This window comes from Amycolatopsis sp. cmx-4-61, assembly GCF_046548775.1.
Lineage (GTDB): Bacteria > Actinomycetota > Actinomycetes > Mycobacteriales > Pseudonocardiaceae > Amycolatopsis.
On record NZ_JAEBEI010000012.1, the window covers coordinates 22,544 to 45,044 of the forward strand.

Genomic DNA, 22,501 nt, shown 5'->3' on the forward strand with positions numbered 1-22,501 from the left:
CTGTCAGGAGGCTTCCGCGGCCGGCTCGGGCACCGTCGGGTCGTCCGCGGTGCCCAGGGCGTTGCGCAGCCACTGCTCGACCCCGGCGACGTGCACGGTCGCCCACGAGCGCGCGAGTTCCGGCTCGCGCGCCGCGATGGCCTCGTAGATCGCCGTGTGCTGCTCCCGGGTCTTCGCGACCGCGCCCTCCTGGGTGAGCCCGCGCCAGATCCGGGCGCGGGCCGTCGGCCCGGAGAGGCTGTCGAGCAGCGAGCAGAGCACGGGGTTGCCGGAGCCGTCGGCGATCTTGCGGTGGAACTGCAGGTCGTTGGCGACCAGCGACTCGACGGTCGGCGAGTCCTCCAGCTCGCCGAGCAGCCGGCCGAGGTCGGTGATGTCGTCGTCGCTCATGTGCAGCGCGGCCAGCGCGGTCGCGGCCGGTTCCAGGATCCGGCGGACGGCCAGGAAGTCGAGGACGGTGTCGTCGCGGTGGAAGTCGACCACGAACGTCATGGCGTCGAGCAGCAGGTTGGGCTCGAGGCTGGTGACGTAGGTGCCGTCGCCCTGGCGGACGTCGAGCACCCGGATCAGGCACAGGGCCTTCACGGCTTCCCGCAGGGAACTGCGCGAAAGCCCGAGCCGCTGGGCCAGCTCGGCCTCCTTCGGCAGCCGGTCACCCGGCGCCAGCTCGCCGGAGATGATCATGTCCTTGATCTTGTCGATCGCGACATCGGTGACGGGCATCGCGTCCGCCCTCCCTGCAACAAACCTCGGATGTTTCGGTGGTGCTCCCCAGCGTGCCACGTCCCGGTGAAGGAGTGGTGATGACCCACCAGCGCCCACCGCAAAGGGTGGTCCCCGCCCGCCCGGCCCCGCCCACCCGGCTCGAACCCGGGCGTAACAGTCCCGGGCCCCGCCACGTCCTCGAAGACACCGGCCTCGGTCCGGCCCGGGAACGCCCGGAGAAGGAGTGACCGCGTTGGAACTCTCCCTGTCCCCGCTCGGCCTGGGCTGCGCGCAGCTGGGCAACCTGTACCACGCGATCAGCGACGAGACGGCGGCCGCGACCGTCCGGCGCGCGTGGGACGAGGGCATCCGCTACTTCGACACCGCCCCGCACTACGGCCTCGGCCTGTCCGAGACCCGGCTCGGCGCCGCGCTGCGCGAGTACCCGCGGGCGGAGTACGTGCTTTCGACGAAGGTCGGCCGCGTGCTGGAGCCCAACCCGGACGGCGCCGGCCAGCGGGACGACCAGGGCTTCGCCGTCCCGGCCGCGTACCGGCGCCGATGGGACTTCAGCCGCGACGGCGTCCTGCGGTCCCTGGAGGACAGCCTGACGCGGCTGGGGCTCGACCGCGTCGACGTCGTCTACGTCCACGACCCCGACGACCACTTCGAGGAGGCGGTTTCGGGGGCGTTCCCGGCGTTGCGCGAACTGCGGGACCAGGGGGTCGTTCGAGCGTTCGGTGCCGGGATGAACCAGGCGCCGATGCTGGCCGAGTTCGTCCGCCGCACCGACCTGGACGTGCTGCTGGTGGCCGGCCGCTACACGCTGCTCGACCAGCCCGCGCTGGACGAGCTGTTCCCGTTGTGCGCCGCGCGGGGCGTCCGCGTGGTGGTCGGCGGGGCGTTCAACGGCGGGATACTGGCGACCGCGGAGCCGGGGCGGGTCTACGACTACGCCGAAGCGCCCGCGGAGCTGGTCGAGCGGGCGGGGCGGATCGCCCAGATCTGCGCACGGCACGGCGTCGAGCTGCCGGAGGCCGCGCTGGCGCTGCCGATGGCGCATCCCGCGGTGGCGTCGGTGGTCGTCGGCGCGCATGATCCGGACCAGGTCGCGGTGAACGCGCGGCGGGCGCGCGCGGCCGTCCCGCCTGCCCTGTGGACCGAGCTGATCGACGCGGGCCTGCTGCGCGCCGACGTAGTCATCGACGGAGGAGTCCCGTGATCGACGCCCACCACCACCTGTGGGACCCGGGGCGGCGCGAGTACCCGTGGCTGGCGGGGGCGGCCCTCGACCCGATCCGCCGCCCGTACACCGTCGACGACCTGCGCGCGGTGACGAAGGCGGCGGGCGTGCACGCCACCGTCCTGGTCCAGACGGTGTCCTCGGCGGAGGAGACGGCGGAGTTCCTCGCGACGGCGGCCGCGGAGCCGGTGATCGCGGGCGTGGTCGGCTGGGTGGACCTGACGGCCCCGGACGTCGCCGACCGGCTGGCCGCGCTCGACGGCCCGCTGGTCGGCGTCCGACACCAGGTGGAGGCCGAGCCGGACGACGACTGGCTGCTGCGTCCCGAGGTGGTGGCCGGGCTGAGCGCGGTGGCCGCCGCGGGCCTGGCCTACGACCTGCTGGTCCGCCCGGCCCAGCTGCCCGCGGCGACCGAAGTCGCGTTGCGGCTGCCGGGGCTGCGCCTGGTCCTGGACCACGCGGCGAAGCCCCCGATCGCGGCGGGGGAGTGGGAGCCGTGGGCGTCCGGCGTGGCCGCGCTGGCGGCGCGCGAGAACGTCGTGTGCAAGCTGTCCGGGCTGGTCACCGAGGCGGAGTGGTCCGGGTGGGAGGTCGGGCACCTGCGCCGGTACGTCGACCACGTGCTCGACGTGTTCGGTCCCCAGCGCCTGCTGTTCGGCTCCGACTGGCCGGTCTGCGAACTGGCGGCGTCCTACGAGCTGGTCCTCGACGCGGCGATCGCCCTCACGGGCTCGCTGTCGGACGCCGAACGGCTGGGCGTGTTCGAGCACAACGCCCGCGCGGTGTACGGGCTGGACGCGAGCGGGGCGACCTCCTCCAGGGGGTAGAAGAGGTCGCCCCGCCCGCCCGCGATGTGGTCTCAGAAGTCGTCGTCGCGGATCATGCCGCGCAGCCGGGTCAGGGCCCGGTGCTGCGTCACGCGGACGTTGCCCGGGGAGATCCCGAGCGCTTCGGCGGTCTCGGTCGCCGAGAAGCCGACGGCGATGCGCAGGGTCAGGATCTCCTGCTGCACCCGGGGCAGGGCGGCGAGCAGCCGGCCGAGACGCGCCCCGAGGTCCAGGTGCAGCGCGTGGGACTCGGGCTCGTTGCCGGCGACCAGCGGGCGCTCGGGGAGCTCGGGGACGGGCTCGGAGCGGTCGCGGGCGACGGCGCGGTAGGCGTCGGCAACCTTGTTGGCCGCGATCGCGTGCACCAGGTAGAGGAAGGAGCCGCCGCGGTCCTGGTAGTCGGGCAGGGCCTTGAGCACGGCGAGGCAGACTTCCTGGGCGACGTCGTCGGCCGACAGGTAGGACAGGTCGCGCCCGCCCATGCGTGCGCGGCAGTAGCGGACCACCACCGGCTCGATCATCTGCAGCAGCGAGTGGATCGCCGCCGGGTTGCCCTCGCCCGCGTCCTTGACGAGCGGGTCCAGGTCCTCCTTGGTGAGCCGTCCGCCCGGGCGGGGCAATGACTCGGGGGTGCGATAATCGCGAACGCTGGAAGCGGATTCTTCGGTGGTCCTCGGCGGTGCCGTCATGGTCGTCTCCCCGGCCGACCCTCGACCGTCGCTGCCGGGGGTTCAACACTCCGTAACTGATCCATCGCAGAGGCTCCGGCGAATCGGGGCGGATCTGCGGTCCGTGCGACGCAGGGTAATCGTAAACACGTCCAGGCGGGTCAGTCCAGATTTCAACGACCAATACCCCGTTAGCAGTAGGGACCGTGATGTTCCCGCGACCCGCGCCCGCACATTGCGATTAATCGGTTTCAGGATGTGCCGACTTCACTCGTCAGTGGAAGACGACCACGGAAGTGGCCGTCGCGGTCACGGCGAGCGACGCGATGGCGGGCAGCAGCCGGCTCGGCGGTCCCGGTTCGGCCGCGCGCAAGGCCCGTTCGCGGTGCATCCCGATGGCCGCCAGCAGGGCAGATGTCCCCGCGGCGAGCAAAACCGGGACCACGGCGCCACCCCAATGGCGCTGGGCGGCGGAGTGCAGGAGCAGTACCGTGCAGGCGGCGGCCGCCAGCGCGGTTCGCCGCCAGGCCAGCCCGGTGCGCTGGGCCTGCGCCCCGTTTCGCGAGGTCACGACCCGGTCCCGAACGGCGTGTCGGTACTTTTGACGTCACGATAATCGCGAACCGGCGGTATTCGCGTCCCGCGGCCGTGTTCGTCGGCCCCCGGCCGGCCGGCTCGCCGCGAAGGTCCGCCGCCCGGGCGGTTTTTCCCGGCCGTCACCGTCCGCTGCCTTCCGTGTCACTCACGAGACCACCAGCAGCACGGCCGCGGCGGCGATGAGGACCAGCAGACCGCCGGGCAGGACGAGGATCATCCAGCTGCGCGGCAGCGGCTCGCCGGCCCGCATCGCGATCTGGACCCGCCGCCAGCGCGGGTACGCGGTCGCGGCGAGCACGGCGGACAGCGCGACGCACAGGCCGGCGAGCACCGTGCTCGCCGCGGCGGGCGAGGGCACCAGCTGGTGCACCGCCACCCCGCCCGCAAACAGGCCGAGGGCCGTGCGGAGCCAGGCGAGGAAGGTGCGTTCGTTGGCCAGCGTGAAGCGGTAGTCCGGTTCGGTGCCGCCCGCGTGGGGCCCGATGTCGTCCCGCATGGGGTCGTCCCGCTTGGGGTCGTCCCGCTTGATGTCGTCCGACGCCACGTCCGCAGACGCTAGCCGGTGTGCGCGGCCGTGGCCGGTTCGGCGCGGTGCGCGAAGACCCACCAGCGGAGCACGGCGAACCGCACGAACCCGCCGACCAGGCTGGCCAGCAGCAGCGTGCCGGTTTCCTCCCACGACGTCGGCCGGTCGACGAACACGTCGAGCAGGGCCAGCACGGCCGAGCCGTACAGGGCGTAGAAGCCGAAGGTGAGCAGGTCCTGCAGGTGCCGCTTCCCGGCGTTGCTGGGCCGCCCGGCGAAGGTGACGCGGCGGTGGAACTCGGTGTTGCCGACCGTGGTGAGGGCGATCGCCACGAGGTTCGCCACCTGCGAGCCGAGCTCGTCGTGCAGCACGAGGAACAGGACGGCCTGCAGGCCGGTGGTGATCACGCCGGCCACGACGTACCACGCCGCGTGCGTGCCGAGCTCGTGGTGGCGGTCCGGATCGGTGGCGAGCAGCCGGTGCTCCGGTGCGCACCTGGTGGTGGCCATGATCCCAACCTACCTCGCGTTCACAAACTTGTGAATGTGTTAAACCCGTTGAAGATTTGTGATCCCGGCGACACCGCGGGGTTTCGCGGGCCCGCCGGCCGGGGTAGGTCAGGCGGTGAAGACAGTTCCCGACGCGCCAGGAGGGCCAGTGAGTGACCGAGACTCGGCCGAACCCCAGAGCTTGAGCCCCAGCGAGGCGCTGGACGAGGATGAGCTGCGCGTGGATTCGCTCGAGGAGGGCATCGAGCCGCCCGAGCACTGGAGTGCGGCCGACCGGTTCGGCACCACACCCCGGGAGATCCGCGAAGGCGAGCCGATGGACCAGCGTCTGGCCGAAGAGGTGCCGGACATCGAGCCGGAGCCCGTCCCGGAGCGCCCGCTCGCGGCGACGCCGGCGGCGGAGCTCGACGAGTCGATCGAGGACGCGCCCCCGGACTTCGAGCCGGTGGCTCCGGAAGAGACGATGCCGCGCCGCAACTCCAACCAGGGCCGCCGGGAAACGACGGATTACGCGGGCGAATCGGTGGCGGACGCCATCCGCGCCGCCCGCGAGGGCTGATCCGCTCAGCCTGCACGCCCGTTCCGGCGCCCCCAGCGTGGGGCTGTTCGGACCGCGACGAAGGGAAGGCCGAAGATGCTGACCGTGACCGAAGCCGCCGCCGAGGCGATCACCGCCCTGACCAACGACGGGCAAGGCGAGTCCGGGCTCCGCCTGGCGGTCCAGAACGCCGACGAAGAAAGCGCCCAGCTGGCGCTGTCGGTGGCCCCGGAACCGGCAGAAGGCGACAGCGTGCTGGGGGAGGCGGAAGGCCCGAAGGTCTTCCTCGAGCCCCAGGCAGCCGCCCTGCTCGACGACAAGGTGCTCGACGTCCAGGAGGACGAAGCGGGCGGCGTGGCGTTCGCCGTGCTGCCCCAGCACACGAGCTGAGACGCGGCGGCCGGGCCTTTCGCCTCATGGGGTGCGAAAGGCCCGGCCGCCCTCGCGTCTCCGCCTTCGCGGGCGGCTCCGGCGCCGGCTCCGGGAAGCTTCCTTCTCCCGGAACTTCTTCCCTCGCTACCCCTCCCGCCAAGCGCGAACCAGCTCCGCGGCCCGTTCCCGCAGCAACTCCGCCGCATGGATCCGGGCGTGGTCCAGCGAAGGCGCGTGGTCGATCAACGCGCTGCTCCCCACCACCCCCAACCGCGCCAGCCCCGCCGCGTCCAGCCGGATGCGGCCCGCCAGCGCCAGCAGCGGAATCCCGCGCGCCCGCTCGGCGATCCCCGCGGGGGCCTTGCCGTTCAGGCTCTGCTCGTCCAGCGATCCCTCGCCCGTGATCACCAGATCCGCCCCGCCGAGCGCCTGATCGACCCCGGTCAGCCCGGCGATGAGGTCGAACCCGGACTCGACGCTCGCCCCGAGCGCGATCGCGGCCGCCGCCACCCCGCCGCCCGCGCCCGATCCCGGCACCCGCGTGACGTCCGGGGCGCCGCCCACCTGCAGCGCGTGCGCCCACCGCGTCAGGCCCTCGTCGAGCACCGCGACCTCCGACGGCCCCGCGCCCTTCTGCGGCCCGAACACCGCGGCCGCGCCTTCGGGCCCCAGCAACGGGTTCGTCACGTCCGTCGCGACCGCCACGCGCACGCCGTCCAGCCGTTCCCGCACCGGGGTCAGCTCCGTCGAAGCCACCCGGGTCAGCGTCCCGCCGCCCAGGCCGACCGGCGCGCCGAACGCGTCGAGCACGCCGGCGCCCAGCGCACCCAGCATCCCGGCCCCGCCGTCGGTGCTCGCCGTGCCGCCGACCGTGAGCACGAGCCGCCGCGCGCCGTGGACCAGCGCGTCCGCCAGCAGTTCGCCGACGCCCCAGGTGTGCGCGGCCAGCGCCGTCGACGGCGAGGGTTCGACGAATTCGATGCCGCACGCGCGCGCCGACTCGATGTACGCCGTGCCGTCCAGCACCGCGTAGCGCGCTTTGACCGGCTCGTCCAGTGGGCCGCGGACCGTCAGCCGCACGATCCGCGCGCCCGCCGCTTCCAGCACGTCGAGGGTGCCTTCGCCGCCGTCGGCGACCGGGCACGTGACGATTTCCGCGTCCGGAAGGGCATCCCGCACGCCGAGCGCGATCGCCTCCGCGGCCTCGACCGCCGTGAGACTGCCCTTGAACTTGTCGGGCGCGATGACGACACGGGTCACGGCTTCACCTCCGTCAGCGGGGGACGCCCGGCGAGCACCGCCGCGACGTTGCGCGCGGCCAGCACGGCCATCGCGGTGCGGGTCTCGACCGTCGCCGAACCCAGGTGCGGGCTGAGCACGACGTCGTCCCGGCCGAGCAGCCGCGGTTCGACCTCGGGTTCCTTTTCGAACACGTCGAGCGCCGCGCCGGCGATCTCCCCGGCCTCCAGCGCGTCGGCCAGCGCGGCCTCGTCGACGACCGGCCCACGGGTCGTGTTCACCAGGTACGCGCCGGGTTTCATGGCCCGCAGCGCGGCGGCGTCGATCAGGTGCCGCGTCTCGGGCGTCAGGGGGCAGTGCAGCGAGACGACGTCCGAACGCGCCAGCAGCTCCCCGAACGGCACACACTCGGCTTCGGTGTCCTGTTTGGACCGTCCGGAGTAGACGACCGTCATCCCGAACGCCGTCGCCCGGCGGGCCACCGCCCGGCCGATCTGCCCGAACCCGACGATCCCCAGCGTCTTGCCCTGCAGCCCGGAGCCGAGCAGGAAGCCGAGGTGGAACGACCACGGCGTGCGCGAGCGCAGCAGCCGTTCGCCCTCGCCGAGGCGCCGCGTGACGGCGAGCAGCAACCCGAAGGCGAGGTCGGCGGTCGCGTCGGTGAGCACGCTTGGGGTGTTGGTGACGACGACGCCGCGCGAAGCCAGCGCCGGGACGTCGACGTTGTCGTACCCGACGGCGACGTTCGCGACCACCTTCAGCCCCGGACCGGCGGCGTCGGCCAGCGCGCCGTCGAGCCGGTCGTGCAGCATCCCGACCACCGCCGACGCCCCGGCCACGAACTCGTGCAGTTCCGCGGGCGTCAGCGGACGGTCGGCGGGGGACACCGCCACGTCGCCTGCCTCGGCGAGGAGCTGCACCGCGTCGTCGGGAATCCACCGGGTCACCGCGATCTTGGCCACGACGACAGCCTAGGCCAAGCCACCGACGATTCAGCCCACGCGCGTCAGCCGGACCACCGCGCTCGCGTACCCGCTGCCGGGGAAGTCGACGGCCAGACCGTGGCTCAGCAACACCGCCCCGTGGTGCACGACGCCGTCCTGATCGCGGTACTGCCCCGCCGGATCCAGCCCGGTGAGCCGCGGCGGGGTGAACGGCCGCGCGAACTCCGCGGGCCGCCGCCAGCAGAAGACCACGACGGAATCGCCGAGCACGTACTGCACCGCCGTCAGCGCCGAGGTCGCCGGATCCGCCAGCCGGTACAGCGTGCCGTGCTGCACCACGGGCCGGATCTCCTTGTACAGCGCCACGAGCGACGCCGCTTCGGCCAGTTCGTCCGGCGTCCAGCGCGGCAGATCGCCGCCCAGGCCGAGCACGCCCGCCATCGCCACGTGGAACCGGAAGCCGAGCGGCGCTTCCCGCCGCGTCGCCGGGTTCGGGCTGTCGGTCACCCAGGCCGACATCGTGCCCGGCGGGTAGAGCTGGCCGTAGCCGTGCTGGATGGTGATCCGGTCGGCGGCGTCGGTGTTGTCCGACGCCCAGATCTCGTCGGTGCGCGCGAGGATGCCGAGATCGGTGCGTCCGCCGCCGCCCGCGCAGCCCTGGATCCGCAGGTTCGGGTGGTCGGCGCGCAGCCGGTCGAGGATCGCGTACACCGCCCGGATGTGGCCGACCCACAGCCGCTGCGCGTCCGGACCCGCCTCGGGCCAGCCGGCTTCGGTGAACGCGCGGTTCATGTCCCACTTGAGGTAGTCGATGCCATGCTCGCCGACCAGCCGGTCGAGCCACTCGTGCGCCCAGTCCGCCACGTCCGGCCGCGCGAAGTTCAGCACGAGCTGGTTGCGCAACGTCGTCCGCGAGCGGTGGGCCATGTGCAGCACCCAGTCCGGGTGCGCGCGGTGGAGGTCGCTGTCCGGGTTGACCATCTCCGGCTCGACCCACAGCCCGAACCGCATGCCGTGCGCGTGCACGGCGTCGACGAGCGGCCGCAGCCCGGCCGGGAAGCGCTGTTCGTTGGCGACCCAGTCGCCGAGCCCGGCCGAATCGCCGGTGCGGGCGCCGAACCAGCCGTCGTCCATGACGAACAGTTCCGCCCCCAGCCGGGCGGCCGCCGCGGCGAGCTCGGTCTCCGTCTTTTCGTCGACGTCCCAGCCGGTCGCCTCCCAGGAGTTGTAGACGACCGGCCGCAGCTCGTCCGGGTGCGGCTGGACGAACTCGCGGACGTAGGCGTGCCAGCGACGGCTGGTCCCGCCGAAGCCGTCGGCCGCGTAGAGCCCGGCGAACACCGGCGTCTCCCACGTCTCGCCCGGTTGCAGCCGCCACGCGACGTGCTCGTGGCCGAACCCGCCGGTCCACGTGACGCGGCCGGTGTGCGTGTGTTCCACGGTGATCCGCCAGCTCCCGCTCCACGCCAGCGCACTGCTCCAGACCTCGCCGGCGGTCTCCGTCGCGTCACTCGCGTCGAGCATGACCCACGGGTCGACCTGGTGACTGGAGGTGCCGCGGCGGCTGGTGAGCGTGGTCTCGCCCACCGGCAGCGGCTCGCGCAGGACGCCGTACTCGGCGCTCCACGCCCCGGACGTCCGGCTCAGCCGCGCGCCGTCGCGCCGGGGGAGCGTCCAGGACGCGGAATCCGTGCGCAGCAGGGCGATGGGCTCGCCGGAACCGGTGTGCCGCAGCGACGTCCAGCGTTCGACGACGTCGCCGCGGACGCGGTAGTGCAGGGACAGCCGCAGGGGGTAGTGCCGGTCGGCGAGCCGCACGACGAGTGCGCCGTCTTCGAGCGCGAAGCCGTCGTAACGCCACTCGAGCGCCGAAGTCCCGTCCGCGTACCGCACGGCCAGCGCCGCGACGCCGAAGAACGCGCCGCCCTCGGCCGGGAGTTCCTGCCGCTCGTCGCCGGGCTCGTCGAAGCTGCTGTCGGCCGGGTTGCGCCGCGCGGTGACCTGCGTGGCCTGGGCCAGCGTCAGCGGCGGGCCCCAGTGGACGTGCCGCGGCCGGTCGTCGGCGTCCAGCCGGAAGGCGTAGGAGCTCTCGGGGGTGCGCAGCAGCCAGAGCCGGTGTGCGGGGTCGTGTTCGACGAGCGGCATGCGGGACAGCGTAAGGCTGACCAGCGGATAAATAAATTCTTGACGAAGTTAATTATATTTCTCTACCCTTCCGGCCATGCCTCGCAGTGCCCCGGCAAGGGCGCCGATCACCAGCCCCGCGGCCGCGACCGTGTTCACCACGGTCCTGACCGAAGGGCCGGTGTCCCGCGTGGACGTCGCCCGCCGCACCGGGCTCTCCTCGGCCGCGGTCACCAAGGCCGCCCGGCCCTTCATCGAAGCCGGCTACCTCGAAGAACTCGCTTCCGCAGGCCGCACCGGCCCCGGGGCCGGCCGCCCGGCGAACCCCCTGGCCATCCGGCCGGACCGCGAGTACTTCGTCGGCGTCAAGATCACCGGCGACGACCTGATCGGCGTGGTCACCGACCTGCGTGCCGACGTCCGGACCGGCGCCTGCCACGCCCTGACGAGCCACGACGTCGACCACGTCGTCGGTGCGCTGGCCGATCTGGTCGGACAGTTGCTCTCCGGCCACCTCCGCGAGCGCGCCCACTGCCTGGGTGTCGCGGTCTCCGGCGACGTCGACCGCGCGTCCGGCGTCGTCCGGTACTCCCCGTTCCTCGGCTGGCGGGACGTCCCCCTGGCCGCGCTCCTCGCGGAGGCCACCGGGCTGACCGTGACCCTCGAAAACGACGTCAAGGCCCTCGCCGTCGCCGAGCAGTGGTTCGGGGAAGGGGTCGGGGCGTCATCGTTCGCGCTGGTCACGGTGGGAACCGGGATCGGCAGCGCGCTGGTCGTCAACGGTGCGCTGGTCCGCGGCGTGCACGGGGTCGCCGGCGAACTCGGGCACGTCCCGGTCGTCGACGGCGGCCCCGCCTGCCACTGCGGCGGCCGGGGCTGCGTCGAGGCGATCGCGTCCACCGAAGCGATCCTGACGCGCGCGCGGCAGGTCGCGGGGGAGCCGGAGCTGTCCATGGCCGACGCCGTGGCGCGCGCCCGTAGCGGCGACGAACCGCTTCGGGAGGTCTTCGCCGGGGCGGGCCACGCGATCGGGCTGGGGCTGGCCGCGCTGGTCAACCTGTTCGGCCCGGAACGCGTGGTCGTCTCGGGCGAGGGTGTCGCCGCCTACGACCTGTTCGAGGAACAGATCCGCCGGACCTTCGCGGTCCAGGCGTTCGGCAGCGCCGCCCGGTGCGGCCTGGTGATCCGGCCGCTGCCGTTCGAGCAGTGGGCGCGGGGCGCGGCCGCCGTGGCCGTCCAGAGCCTTTTCGTCGCCGGGACCTGAGCTCGCGCCTACTCCGGATCGACTGGCGGGCCCTTCGACGTGCGTGCGTCATCCGATGGGTGGAAGACGTCTGGTCGGGTGGCGGCGCACCGTGCTATGTTCGGTGGCAGAACGAGTGTGCGTCATGCGAACAGTGCGGAGGGTGTGATGGCGGAGCTGCTGTCGCTGGAGGAGGCCGTGGCCCGGCTGGTGCACGACGGCGACACCGTCGCGCTCGAAGGGTTCACGCACCTCATCCCGGTCGCGGCCGGACACGAGATCATCCGGCAGCGGCGCCGGGATCTCACGCTGGTGCGGATGACGCCGGACATCGTGTACGACCAGCTCATCGGCGCCGGGTGTGCCCGCAAGCTGATCTTTTCCTGGGGCGGCAACCCGGGCGTCGGCTCGCTGCACCGGTTCCGCGACGCCGTCCAGCACGACTGGCCGGTGCCACTGGAGATCGAGGAACACAGCCACGCGGGCATGGCGAACCGGTACGTCGCCGGCGCCTCCGGGCTGCCGTTCGCGGTGCTGCGCGGTTACACGGGCACGGACCTCCCGGCCCAGACGGACACGATCAAACCGATCACCTGCCCGTTCACCGGCGAACGGCTGACGGCGGTGCCGGCGCTGAACCCGGACGTCTCGATCGTCCACGCGCAGCGCGCCGATCGCGCGGGCAACGTCCAGATGTGGGGCATCACCGGTGTCCAGAAGGAAGCGGTGCTGGCGGCGAAGCGGTCGTTGGTGACGGTCGAGGAGATCGTCGACGAGCTGGAGCCCCGGCCGGGCGCGGTCGTGCTCCCGGCGTGGGTGGTCACGGCGGTGGCCGAGGTCCCCGGCGGCGCGAAGCCGTCGTACGCGGCGGGGTACTACGAGCGGGACAACGCGGCGTACCAGGCGTGGGACAAGGTCGGGCGGGACCGCGAGGAGTTCACGAAGTGGCTGAACGAGCTGACCGGGGTGAAGGCATGAGCGCGGGGTACACGGCCGACGAGATGATGAGCGTCGCGGCCGCCCGCGCCCTCGGCGACGGCATGTCCTGCTTCGTCGGGATCGGCCTTCCGAGCAAGGCGGCGAACCTCGCCCGCCGCGCGCACGCGCCGAACCTGACGCTCATCTACGAATCCGGCTGCCTGGGCGCGAAGCCGTCCCGACTGCCGCTGTCCATCGGCGACGGCGAGCTGGCCGACACGGCGGACGCGGTGATCAGCGTGCCCGAGGTGTTCAACTACTGGCTCCAGCCGGGCCGCATCGACGTGGGCTTCCTGGGCGCGGCCCAGCTCGACAAGTTCGGCAACATCAACACGACGGTGATCGGCTCGGACTACCAGGACCCGAAGGTCCGCCTGCCGGGTGCGGGCGGCGCCCCGGAAATCGCCGCCTCGTGCGGCGAAGTGTTCATCGTCCTGCGCCAGAACCCGCGGGCGTTCGTGGAGAAGGTGGACTTCGTGACGTCGTTCGGCCACGGAACGGGCAAGGGCGACCGCGAGAAGCTCGGCCTCCCCGGCCGGGGCCCGACGCTGGTGGTGACGGACCTGGGCCTCCTCCGCCCGGATCCGGAGACGGCCGAGCTGACCCTGACGGAGGTGCACCCGGGGGTGGACCTGGACCAGGTCCTGGCGGCAACGGGCTGGAAGCTGAAGGTCGCGGACGACGTGAAGACCACCCCGGCCCCGACCGACCAGGAGCTGACGGTCCTGCGAACCCTGGAAAAGGCCGGCGCATGACCCGACGGCTCCCGCTCCGACCGCGCGGCCGCGCAACGGCCACCCACCCCGGGAGGCGAGGGCATCACCACCCCGCGCGGCCGAAGGCGTGGCAGGGTGAGCCGATGACCACTCCCGCGAGCCGGTGGGTGCCGCCACAAGCGAACCCCACCGAGCCGACCCACCCGAGCACCCCGGCACCCCGGAAGGCGAACGCATGACCGACGTCTACATCCTCGACGCGATCCGCACCCCGTTCGGCCGTTACGGCGGCGCACTGGCCGGTGTCCGCCCGGACGACCTCGCCGCCGGGGTCCTCAAGGCGCTCCAGCAGCGCAACGACCTCGATCCGTCCACAGTGGACGAAGTCACCCTCGGCGACGCGAACGGCGCGGGCGAGGACAACCGCAACGTCGCCCGCATGGCCGCCCTCCTCGCCGGCTGGCCCACCACCGTCCCGGGCAGCACGGTCAACCGCCTCTGCGGCTCCGGCCTCGACGCGGCCATCCAGGCCAGCCGCGCGATCCAGACCGGCGATGCCTCGCTGGTCGTCGCCGGCGGTGTCGAGTCGATGACGCGCTCCCCGCTGGTCATGCCGAAGCCGGAGAAGGCCTTCCCCACGGGCAACCAGACCCTCTACAACACCGCCCTCGGCTGGCGGATGGTGAACCCGGCGATGCCGGCGCAGTGGACGATCTCCCTCGGTGAGTCCACCGAACAGCTCGCCGAGCGCTACGGCATCGGCCGCGACGAGCAGGACGCCTTCGCCGCCCGCAGCCACGTCAACGCCGCCAAGGCCTGGGACGAGGGCTTCTACGACGACCTCGTCGTCCCGGTCGAGGGCGTCGACCTGGCCCGCGACGAAGGCATCCGGCCGGACTCCGGCCCCGAGAAGCTCGCCAAGCTGAAGCCCGTGTTCCGCAAGGAGAACGGCACCGTCACCGCGGGCAACGCCTCCCCCCTGAACGACGGCGCCTCGGCTCTCCTGCTCGGCGACGAAGCGGCCGCGAGCCGCCTCGACGCCACTCCGCTCGCCCGGATCGCCGGCCGCGGCGCGGCGGGTGTCGACCCGGACGTCTTCGGCATCGGCCCGGTCCGCGCGGCGGAGATCGCCCTCGAACGTGCCGGCATCGGCTGGGACGACCTGGCCGCGGTCGAACTCAACGAGGCCTTCGCCGCGCAGTCGCTCGCGTGCCTGCGCGACTGGAAGGACGTCGACCCCGAGATCGTGAACACCCACGGCGGCGCCATCGCCATCGGGCACCCGCTCGGCGCGTCCGGCGGCCGGATCCTCGGCACCCTGGCGCACGACCTGCACCGCCGCGGCGGTGGCTGGGGACTCGCCGCCATCTGCATCGGCGTCGGCCAGGGGCTGGCCGTCGTCCTCGAAGGCCGGTAAGGGAGAGAAAACGTGGCCACTCCGACCGAATCCAGGCTGCCGCGCTACGGGGAAGACCCCGAAGGCACGCACCCGCCGCTGGGCTACCCCGGCTACCGCTCGACGGCGCTGCGGCACCCGAAGCAGGACCTCGTCCTCCTGCCGCAGATGCTGACCGAGGTCACCGGCCCGCTGCTCGGCCCCGGCCGCCTCGGCGAGCACGACAACGACCTCACCCGGCAGCACGCCGGCGAGCCGCAGGGACAGCGCATCATCGTCACCGGGCGGCTCCTCGACGGTGACGGCCGCCCGGTGCGCGACTCGCTCGTCGAGATCTGGCAGGCGAACGCGGGCGGCCGCTACCGGCACACCGGCGACCGCTGGCCGTCCCCGCTCGACCCGAACTTCGACGGTGTCGGCCGCACCCTGACCGACAGCGACGGCCGCTACACCTTCACCACCATCAAGCCCGGCGCGTACCCGTGGAAGAACCACGACAACGCCTGGCGCCCGGCGCACATCCACTTCTCGGTGTTCGGCTCGGCGTTCACCCAGCGCCTGGTCACCCAGATGTACTTCCCGGACGACCCGCTGTTCTCCCAGGACCCGATCTTCAACTCGATCCCGGACGAGAAGGCCCGGCAGCGAATGGTTTCGCGGTACGACCACACCATCACGCAGGCCGAGTGGGCGCTCGGCTTCCAGTTCGACATCGTGCTGCGCGGGCGCGACGCGTCGGTCTTCGAAGAGGAAGAGGAAGAGGACGAGGACGAATGACCAAGCTGCTGCCCACCCCGTCGCAGACCGTCGGCCCGTACCTGTCGATCGGGCTGCCCTGGCCCGACGGCCCGCACGTCGTGCCCGAGGGCACGCCGGGGGCGTTCTGGATCCGCGGGACCGTCCGCGACGGCAACGGCGACCCGGTCCCCGACGCCATGATCGAGACCTGGCAGGCCGACCCGGAAGGCGGCTTCCGCCACCCCGACGACCCGCGCGGCGCGGCGAACGGGGAGTTCCGCGGCTTCGGCCGCTGCCCGACGGAGGCCGACGGCACCTACGGCATCCACACCGTGCTCCCGGGCGTGGTGCCCGGCGAGGGCGGCACCACGCAGGCGCGGCACATCGACGTCTCGGTGTTCGCGCGCGGCCTGCTGAACCGGGTCGTCACGCGGATCTACTTCGCGGACCAGGACAACTCCGGAGACCCGGTGCTGGCGACGGTCCCGGAGGACCGGCGCGGCACCCTGATCGCCGCGAAGACCGACGACGGCTACCGCTTCGACGTGCGGTTGCAGGGGGACGGCGAGACCGTCTTCTTCCGGGTGTGACGCCGTGAGTGCCGTGAAGCTGCATCGGGTCGTCGAAGGACCCGAGGACGGGCCGGTGGTGGTGCTCGGCGGGTCGCTCGGCAGCGACCTGCGGATGTGGGAACCCCAGGTCGCGCCGCTGGTGGAGCGCGGGTTCCGGGTGGTCCGGTACGACACGCGCGGGCACGGCGCGTCGCCGGTGCCGCCGGGTCCCTACGAGCTCGAGGACCTGGGCGCCGACGTGCTCGCCCTCCTCGACGAGCTCGACGTCGAGCGGGCGCATCTGGTGGGCCTGTCGCTCGGCGGCATGACCGGGATCTGGCTCGGCGTCCACGCGTCCGACCGCGTCGCGAGCCTGGTGCTCTGCTGCACGTCGGCGAAGCTCGGTCCGCCGGAGATGTGGGCGGAGCGGGCCCGCACGGTCCGCGCCGAGGGCACCGCGGCGGTGGCCGCGGCCGGGGTGAGCCGCTGGCTGACCCCCGGGTATGCCGAGCGGCACCCGGACCGGGCGGAGTTCCTCCGGGCGATGATCGCGGCGGTCCCGGCCGAGGGCTACGCGGCCTGCTGCGGCGTGATCGAGCGGATGGACCTGTTGGACCTGCTCCCGAAGATCACCGCGCCGACACTGGTGATCGCGGGGGCGGACGACCCGGCCACCTCGCCGGAGGAACACGCGCGGCCGATCGCCGAGGGCATCCCCGGCGCGCGGCTGGAGGTCGTGGCGGACGCCGCGCACCTGGGCAGTTACGAGCAGCCGGCCCGGTTCGGCCGGCTGATCCTGGATCACTTGGAGCGAGCGTGACGGACCGCCACGAGCAGGGCATGAAGGTGCGGCGCGAGGTGCTCGGCGACGAGCACGTCGACCGCGCGGTCGCGGGCACGACGGACTTCAGCCGCCCGTTCCAGGACTACATCACCGAAGGCGCGTGGGGTTCGGTGTGGTCCCGCGAGGGCCTGGACCGCCGCACACGCAGCTGCGTGACGCTGGCGGCCCTCACGGCGCTGCAGGCGCACAACGAACTGGCGATGCACGTCCGCGCGGCGGTCCGCAACGGCCTGACGGCAGCGGAGATCGGCGAGGTCCTGCTGCACACGGCGGTCTACGCCGGCGCCCCGGCGGCGAACGCGGCGTTCGCCATCGCGCAGCGCACCCTGGCCGAGCTCGGCGAGCCGAGCGCCCGGCCCGCCGACGCCGGATAGGGTGCCGGGCATGGACGCGACGAGGCCGCAGTTCGAAGTCGAACTGGACAGCGAACCCGCGCACCGTGGTGCCCACCACGTGCAGTCGCTGGAGCGCGGCCTGGCCGTGATCAAGGCGTTCCACGCGGGAGCGTCCGAGCTGACGTTGAGCGACGTGGCCCGGGCCACGGGCCTCACCCGCGCGGCGGCGCGGAGGTTCCTGCTGACCCTGACCGACCTCGGCTACGTCCGCACCGACGGCAAGTACTTCTCCCTGACGGCCCGCGTGCTGGAGCTGGGCTATTCGTACCTGTCCAGCATGACGTTGCCGGAGGTGGCCCAGCCGCACCTGGAGCACCTGTCCGCGAGCGTGCACGAGTCGAGCTCGGTCTCGGTGCTGGAGGGCACCGACATCGTGTACGTGGCCCGGGTGGCGGTCTCCCGCATCATGACGGTGAGCATCAACGTGGGCACCCGCTTCCCGGCGTACGCGACATCGATGGGCCACGTCCTGCTGGCCGGGCTCAGCGAGGCGGAGCTGGAGGAGTACTTCGCGGTGGCGAGGCTGGACCGCCTCACCCAGCACACGCTGACCGCCCCCGACCGCCTGCGCACGGAACTGGCCAAGGTGGCCGCCCAGGGCTGGGCGATGGTCGACCAGGAACTGGAGGAGGGGTTGCGTTCGGTGGCCGCCCCGATCCGAGGCCGCACGGGCCGCGTGGTGGCCGCGGTGAACCTTTCGACCCACGCCAGCCGCACAACCGCGGAGTCGGTGCGGAAGGACTTGGTCCCCCCGCTCCTGGAGACGGCCCGGGCCATGGAAGCGGACCTGGCCATCGCGGCCCCGAGCCACGCCCGCGGCTGAGCCGCTCCCAAGGGCCGCCCCGCCGCCGAGCCGAGGATGCCGCGGTCGAGGGCAAGCGCAGTGCAGCGGCCGGTTGCGGCACCGGAGGCCCGAACCGGTCGCCCGAGCGTGCGCGCGGTCGGCACGGCGTCGGCCGCGGACCGGCCGGCGCTGGTGGCCGAGCCGCCGACTGCGGCACTGAAGGCCCAGCTGCTGTCTCACGCTCGCCCGAGCGCGGGCTAGCCGATATCTCCAGCCGCGGAGTAGCCATCGCCGGGCCCCAAGCCGAGCCGCCGCCCCGCAACCCGTCGCAGCCGACCGAGCACCACCGGGCCCGCCGCGGGCCATGCCCGTGGCCGTCGGGCTCATCCGCGCGGCAGACTCGTCCCATGACCACTCCCGTCGCCGGGCTTCTTCTCGCCGCCGGGGCCGGCCGGCGCTTCGGTGGGCCCAAAGCCCTCGTCGAGCTCGACGGGGAACCTCTCGTCCTCCGTGCCCTCCGCACCCTCGCCGCCGCTGGGTGTGATCCCGTCCGGGTTGTCGTCGGTGCGTCGGCCGGGGAAGTCCGCGCCCTGCTGCCCGATCCCGGCCAAGTCGTGGTGGCCGACGATTGGGCGAGCGGCATGGGCGCTTCCCTCCGGGCCGGCCTGGGCGCCCTCGAGCGCAGCGATCGGGCCGCCGCGCTTGTCCACCTCGTCGATCTTCCCTGGGTCGGGCCGGACATCCTCGCCCGCGTCGCCGCCCGGGCCACCTCCGGGACCGTCGCCCGCGCCGCCTACGACGGGGTGCCCGGGCACCCCGTGCTGCTCGGGCGCCGGTGGTGGGGCGAGATCGCCGATACCGCCCGGGGCGACCGCGGCGCCCGCGACTGGCTCGCCACCCGCGACGACCTCACCCTCGTCGAGTGCGGTGACCTCGGCAGCGGCCGGGACGTCGATCGGCCCGCTGATCTGGCGGGTCCCGCGTGAGCACCTACGATCGAGAGCGTGACGGACTCGCCCGAAGACCTCGCCGCCGCGCTCGACGCGACCGGTTACCTCGCCGATGACGGGCTGGCCACCGCCGGCTTCCTCGCCCTCCGGATGGGCCGCCCGCTCTTCTGCGAGGGCGAGCCCGGCACCGGCAAGACGTCACTCGCCCTGGCGCTGGCCGCCGCGCTCGAGCGCCCGCTCGTGCGCCTCCAGTGCCACGAAGGCATCGACGCCGCCCAGGCGCTCTACGAATGGGACTTCCCCCGCCAGCTCCTGCACCTGCGCGCGCTCGAAGCCGCCGGGGACGGGCACCTCGACGTCGAAACCGCGGAGCGCTCGCTCTACACCGAACGGTTCCTGCTGGCCCGGCCGCTGCTGCAGGCCCTGATCAACGCCCCGTGCGTGCTGCTGATCGACGAGATCGACCGCGCCGACGACGAGTTCGAGGCCTTCCTCCTGCAGCTGCTCGACGAACACGCCGTGACCATCCCCGAGTACGGCGAAGTCCGCGCCGAGCAACCCCCGCTGGTGGTCCTGACCTCCAACCGGACCCGCGAGGTGCACGACGCCCTCAAACGCCGCTGCCTCTACCACTGGCTCGAACACCCGGACCTGGTGCGGGAGGTCGCGATCCTGCGCCGCAGGATCCCGCAGGCCAGCGAAGTCCTGGCTCGGCAAATCGCCGAGGCAGTGCACCGGCTCCGCGCCATGGACCTGCTCAAACCGCCGGGAGTGGCGGAATCGCTCGACTGGGCGCGGGCTCTGCTCGCTCTGCAGCGCGACGAGCTGGACGCGGCGACGGCGGCGCGGACGCTCGGAGCCGTCCTGAAGTACAGCGAAGACCTCGACCGAGTCCGGGCGAAACTCGACGCCCTCTTCGCCTGACGACTGTCCATAAAGGACAATCGGGGGGCGGTTAATTCCGTTGCCACTCCATGGCGGGCTCGGGCATTCTTTTCCTCAGCACAGCACGCCACACCGAGAGGAGGAGATCGTGACCCGACGGCAAGACCGGAACCCCTGCGGCGCGATCTCCCGCGTCGCCCGCTGAAACTCCCTTTTCTTTCCGAAGGCTCTTCGCGCCCACCCGCCGCTACCTTGGGTCGGCCGCCGCGAAGAGCGCGGTCTGCGTGCTTGCCCGGGGAGGGGCTTGCGCGCAGACCGCCCCGTCCCGGTAGCTCAGTAGGACAGAGCGCGGCGCTACGAACGCCGAGGTCCGAGGTTCGACTCCTCGCCGGGACGCCAACCAAGCGCACAATGGAGACATGACCACGGTCTCCGATCCGGTAGCGGGCTACGCCGGGTTCGCCGCCGCGCTGCGCGAAGCCGGTGTTGCCTGCGACGCGCACCGCGTGCAGGCGTACCTCTCCGCCGTCGCCGAGATCGACGTCGCCGAACCCACCCAGCTGTACTGGGCCGGGCGCCTGACGCTCTGCTCGAGCCCGGACGACCTCCCGTGCTACGAAGAGGCCTTCAGCCAGTGGTTTTCGATCGAGACCAGCACTCCGCAGCGCGCGAAAGCCGCCGCGCCCAAGCAGGCGCGGATCGCCCCGCTGGGCCAGGCCGAGGGCGGGGACGCCGACGGCGGCGAAGGTCCTGACCAGCTGAAGGTTGCCGCCAGCGCCCAGGAGGTCCTGCGGCACCGCGACCTCGCCGAGCTGACCACCGCCGAACGCGAACACCTCCGCGAACTGCTGGCCACCCTGAAGCCCGCGCTCCCGAAGCGTCCGGCGGCGCGGCGGACGCCCGCCCGGCGCGGCCGCCTCGATCCCTCGCGCACACTGCGCGCCATGCTGGCCGGCGGCGGTGAACCCGTCAAACTCGTGCACTCCCGGCGCGGCCGCCGGCCGCGGCGGGTCGTGCTGCTCATCGACGTCTCCGGCTCGATGAGCCCGTACGCGGACGCCCTGCTGCGGTTCGCCCACGTCCTCACGCGGTCCGCCCCGCCGTCCGTCGAGGTGTTCACGCTCGGCACGCGGCTCACCCGCGTTTCGCGCCAGCTTCGGCAGCGCGACCCGGAGCGCGCGATGCTCGCGGCGGGCGCCGCGGTGCCGGACTTCGCGGGCGGGACCCGGCTCGGCGAGACGCTCCAGGCGTTCCTCGACCGCTGGGGCCGGCGCGGCGTGGCTCGTCGCGCGGTGGTCACGGTGTTCTCCGACGGCTGGGAGCGCGGCGACACCGGCCTGCTCGGCGAGCAGCTCGCGCGGCTGCGCCGGCTCGCGCACGCCGTATTCTGGGTGAATCCGCACGCCGGCCGCGCGGGGTACGCTCCGGTCCAGTCGGGCATCGTGGCCGCGCTGCCCCACATCGACCGGCTCCTGGCCGGGCACACCCTGGCCACCTTGGAACGACTGCTCGGGGAGATTTCCGATGCGTGACGTACTGGACGACGTGTTCCGCCGCTGGTCCGACGGGGAAACGGTCGGGCTCGGCACCGTGGTCGCCACCTTCTCCTCGGCGCCGCGGGCGCCCGGCGCCGCGATGGTCGTCGCCCCGGACGGCACGGTCGCCGGCAGCGTGTCCGGCGGCTGCGTCGAAGGCGCGGTCTACGAACTCGCGCAGGAGGTCGTCGCCGGGCGCAGGCCGGTGCTGCAGCGCTACGGCGTCACCGACGACGACGCTTTCGCGGTCGGCCTGACGTGCGGCGGGATCATCGACATCTACGTGGAGCCGGTCGACCGCGAGTCGATGCCGGAGCTCGGCGACGTCGTCGCGTCGGTGCGCGGCGGCGAGCCGGTCGCGATCGTCACGATCATCGAGCACGAGCGCGCGGGCCTGGTCGGCGAGCACATGATCGTGTGGCCGGACCGCACCGCGGGCTCGCTCGGCTCGTCGCGGATGGACGACGCCGTGGCCGACGACGCGCGCGGCCTGCTGGCCAGCGGCCGCACCGGCACCCTGCACTACGGCCCGGACGGGCAGCGCCGCGGTGAGGGGATGGCGGTGTTCGTCAACTCCTTCGAGCCGCCGCCCCGCCTGCTGGTCTTCGGCGCGATCGACTTCGCCGCCGCGATGGCCCGGATGGGCGCCTACCTCGGCTACCAGGTCACCGTGTGCGACGCGCGGCCGGTGTTCGCCACCGCCAGCCGGTTCCCGGACGCGCACGACGTCGTCGTCGACTGGCCGCACCGCTACCTGCAGGCCGAGGCCGACGCGGGCCGCATCGACCAGCGCACGGCGATCGCGGTGCTGACCCACGACCCGAAGTTCGACGTGCCGCTGCTGGAAGTGGCGCTGCGCCTGGACGTCGGCTACGTCGGCGCGATGGGTTCCCGCAAGACCCACGACGACCGGTTCGCGCGCCTTCGCGAAGCCGGGATCACGGACGTGGAGCTGGAACGGCTGTCGTCGCCGATCGGCCTCGACCTCGGCGCGCGCACGCCGGAGGAGACGGCGGTGTCCATCGCGGCGGAGATCATCGCGCTGCGGTGGGGCGGCGGCGGCAAGCGCTTGGCCGAGCTCTCGGGACGCATTCACGGCTGACTGATCCAGGTGGCCGACAAAGTTCACCCGTCCGGACTTCCGCACGTGCGGAGTTGCTTTCCCGCGTCGAGGCGTATCTGCGGATCCGGTAG

At 73.0% G+C, this 22,501-nt stretch carries 25 protein-coding genes and 1 tRNA gene; 18 read left to right on the forward strand and 8 right to left on the reverse strand.

Annotated elements, in window-relative coordinates; translation table 11 throughout:
- Positions 1-3: 3 nt before the first annotated feature.
- Entirely contained in the window at positions 4-723 is a 720-nt protein-coding gene (locus ACLJOU_RS28890; protein WP_410571607.1) for a FadR/GntR family transcriptional regulator, read from the reverse strand.
- Positions 724-958: 235 nt separating this feature from the next.
- Here ACLJOU_RS28890 and ACLJOU_RS28895 point away from each other — a divergent pair, with 235 nt between their 5' ends.
- Positions 959-1,927: an aldo/keto reductase gene (locus ACLJOU_RS28895; RefSeq protein WP_410572021.1), complete on the forward strand. Its 969-nt coding sequence runs from the start codon at positions 959-961 to the stop codon at positions 1,925-1,927.
- Positions 1,924-2,775: an amidohydrolase family protein gene (locus ACLJOU_RS28900; RefSeq protein WP_410571609.1), complete on the forward strand. Its 852-nt coding sequence runs from the start codon at positions 1,924-1,926 to the stop codon at positions 2,773-2,775. Before ACLJOU_RS28895 ends, ACLJOU_RS28900 begins: the two co-directional genes overlap by 4 nt.
- Before the next feature lie 32 nt (positions 2,776-2,807).
- On the opposite strand, the gene shbA is transcribed toward ACLJOU_RS28900, so the two are convergent.
- The 4 genes from shbA to ACLJOU_RS28920 all read right to left on the reverse strand — a co-directional run bounded on the left by shbA (position 2,808) and on the right by ACLJOU_RS28920 (position 5,075).
- Positions 2,808-3,464: an RNA polymerase sigma factor ShbA gene (gene shbA / locus ACLJOU_RS28905; protein WP_410571610.1), complete on the reverse strand. Its 657-nt coding sequence runs from the start codon at positions 3,462-3,464 to the stop codon at positions 2,808-2,810.
- A gap of 253 nt (positions 3,465-3,717) precedes the next feature.
- Positions 3,718-4,014, reverse strand: coding sequence for a DUF202 domain-containing protein (locus ACLJOU_RS28910; protein ID WP_410571612.1), 297 nt, complete (start codon positions 4,012-4,014; stop codon positions 3,718-3,720).
- Positions 4,015-4,185: 171 nt separating this feature from the next.
- Positions 4,186-4,536 (reverse strand): YidH family protein, encoded by a 351-nt coding sequence (locus ACLJOU_RS28915; protein WP_410572022.1) that lies wholly within the window; start codon positions 4,534-4,536, stop codon positions 4,186-4,188.
- A gap of 59 nt (positions 4,537-4,595) precedes the next feature.
- A complete protein-coding gene (locus tag ACLJOU_RS28920) occupies positions 4,596-5,075 on the reverse strand; it encodes a GtrA family protein (RefSeq protein WP_410571614.1) in 480 nt (159 codons plus the stop codon).
- 148 nt (positions 5,076-5,223) lie between these two features.
- Here ACLJOU_RS28920 and ACLJOU_RS28925 point away from each other — a divergent pair, with 148 nt between their 5' ends.
- Both ACLJOU_RS28925 and ACLJOU_RS28930 read left to right on the forward strand, forming a co-directional pair.
- The gene (locus tag ACLJOU_RS28925) at positions 5,224-5,634 is read left to right on the forward strand and encodes a hypothetical protein (protein WP_410571615.1); all 411 of its coding nucleotides are present in this window, start codon (positions 5,224-5,226) and stop codon (positions 5,632-5,634) included.
- Positions 5,635-5,709: 75 nt separating this feature from the next.
- Positions 5,710-6,003, forward strand: coding sequence for an iron-sulfur cluster biosynthesis family protein (locus ACLJOU_RS28930; RefSeq protein WP_410571617.1), 294 nt, complete (start codon positions 5,710-5,712; stop codon positions 6,001-6,003).
- Between the two features lie 126 nt (positions 6,004-6,129).
- Here the strand turns inward: ACLJOU_RS28930 and ACLJOU_RS28935 are convergent, their stop codons facing one another.
- The 3 genes from ACLJOU_RS28935 to ACLJOU_RS28945 are packed head-to-tail and all read right to left on the reverse strand — an operon-like array spanning position 6,130 to position 10,313.
- Positions 6,130-7,245, reverse strand: a complete 1,116-nt coding sequence (locus tag ACLJOU_RS28935) for a glycerate kinase (RefSeq protein ID WP_410571619.1) — start codon at positions 7,243-7,245, stop codon at positions 6,130-6,132.
- The gene (locus ACLJOU_RS28940) at positions 7,242-8,186 is read right to left on the reverse strand and encodes a 2-hydroxyacid dehydrogenase (protein WP_410571621.1); all 945 of its coding nucleotides are present in this window, start codon (positions 8,184-8,186) and stop codon (positions 7,242-7,244) included. Before ACLJOU_RS28940 ends, ACLJOU_RS28935 begins: the two co-directional genes overlap by 4 nt.
- A gap of 30 nt (positions 8,187-8,216) precedes the next feature.
- Positions 8,217-10,313, reverse strand: coding sequence for an alpha-galactosidase (locus ACLJOU_RS28945; protein WP_410571622.1), 2,097 nt, complete (start codon positions 10,311-10,313; stop codon positions 8,217-8,219).
- 76 nt (positions 10,314-10,389) lie between these two features.
- On the opposite strand from ACLJOU_RS28945, the gene ACLJOU_RS28950 reads away from it, so the two are divergent.
- From ACLJOU_RS28950 to ACLJOU_RS29015, 14 genes are all read left to right on the forward strand, one after another.
- On the forward strand, positions 10,390-11,556 hold the full coding sequence (locus ACLJOU_RS28950; RefSeq protein WP_410571623.1) for an ROK family protein: 1,167 nt from the start codon (positions 10,390-10,392) through the stop codon (positions 11,554-11,556).
- 147 nt (positions 11,557-11,703) lie between these two features.
- On the forward strand, positions 11,704-12,513 hold the full coding sequence (locus ACLJOU_RS28955) for a CoA transferase subunit A (protein ID WP_410571625.1): 810 nt from the start codon (positions 11,704-11,706) through the stop codon (positions 12,511-12,513).
- The gene (locus ACLJOU_RS28960) at positions 12,510-13,268 is read left to right on the forward strand and encodes a CoA-transferase subunit beta (protein WP_410571627.1); all 759 of its coding nucleotides are present in this window, start codon (positions 12,510-12,512) and stop codon (positions 13,266-13,268) included. Before ACLJOU_RS28955 ends, ACLJOU_RS28960 begins: the two co-directional genes overlap by 4 nt.
- Positions 13,269-13,464: 196 nt before the next feature.
- The gene (locus ACLJOU_RS28965; RefSeq protein ID WP_410571628.1) at positions 13,465-14,646 is read left to right on the forward strand and encodes a thiolase family protein; all 1,182 of its coding nucleotides are present in this window, start codon (positions 13,465-13,467) and stop codon (positions 14,644-14,646) included.
- 12 nt (positions 14,647-14,658) lie between these two features.
- Positions 14,659-15,402 (forward strand): protocatechuate 3,4-dioxygenase subunit beta, encoded by a 744-nt coding sequence (gene pcaH, locus ACLJOU_RS28970; protein WP_410571630.1) that lies wholly within the window; start codon positions 14,659-14,661, stop codon positions 15,400-15,402.
- Positions 15,399-15,953, forward strand: a complete 555-nt coding sequence (pcaG, locus tag ACLJOU_RS28975) for a protocatechuate 3,4-dioxygenase subunit alpha (protein WP_410571631.1) — start codon at positions 15,399-15,401, stop codon at positions 15,951-15,953. Before pcaH ends, pcaG begins: the two co-directional genes overlap by 4 nt.
- A 4-nt stretch (positions 15,954-15,957) precedes the next feature.
- A complete protein-coding gene (gene pcaD, locus ACLJOU_RS28980) occupies positions 15,958-16,734 on the forward strand; it encodes a 3-oxoadipate enol-lactonase (protein WP_410571633.1) in 777 nt (258 codons plus the stop codon).
- Positions 16,731-17,132, forward strand: coding sequence for a 4-carboxymuconolactone decarboxylase (gene pcaC, locus ACLJOU_RS28985; protein ID WP_410571635.1), 402 nt, complete (start codon positions 16,731-16,733; stop codon positions 17,130-17,132). The genes pcaD and pcaC overlap by 4 nt, the downstream gene beginning before the upstream one ends.
- A gap of 10 nt (positions 17,133-17,142) precedes the next feature.
- On the forward strand, positions 17,143-17,976 hold the full coding sequence (locus tag ACLJOU_RS28990) for an IclR family transcriptional regulator C-terminal domain-containing protein (protein WP_410571636.1): 834 nt from the start codon (positions 17,143-17,145) through the stop codon (positions 17,974-17,976).
- Positions 17,977-18,344: 368 nt separating this feature from the next.
- Positions 18,345-18,923, forward strand: coding sequence for an NTP transferase domain-containing protein (locus tag ACLJOU_RS28995; RefSeq protein ID WP_410571637.1), 579 nt, complete (start codon positions 18,345-18,347; stop codon positions 18,921-18,923).
- 18 nt (positions 18,924-18,941) lie between these two features.
- A complete protein-coding gene (locus ACLJOU_RS29000) occupies positions 18,942-19,811 on the forward strand; it encodes an AAA family ATPase (protein ID WP_410571639.1) in 870 nt (289 codons plus the stop codon).
- A gap of 283 nt (positions 19,812-20,094) precedes the next feature.
- Positions 20,095-20,171: transfer RNA gene (locus tag ACLJOU_RS29005), tRNA-Arg, on the forward strand.
- 20 nt (positions 20,172-20,191) lie between these two features.
- Positions 20,192-21,304 carry a vWA domain-containing protein gene (locus ACLJOU_RS29010; RefSeq protein WP_410571641.1) on the forward strand — a complete coding sequence of 371 codons (1,113 nt, stop codon included), beginning with the start codon at positions 20,192-20,194 and terminating at the stop codon, positions 21,302-21,304.
- Positions 21,297-22,409: an XdhC family protein gene (locus ACLJOU_RS29015; RefSeq protein ID WP_410571643.1), complete on the forward strand. Its 1,113-nt coding sequence runs from the start codon at positions 21,297-21,299 to the stop codon at positions 22,407-22,409. Before ACLJOU_RS29010 ends, ACLJOU_RS29015 begins: the two co-directional genes overlap by 8 nt.
- Positions 22,410-22,501 lie beyond the last annotated feature (92 nt).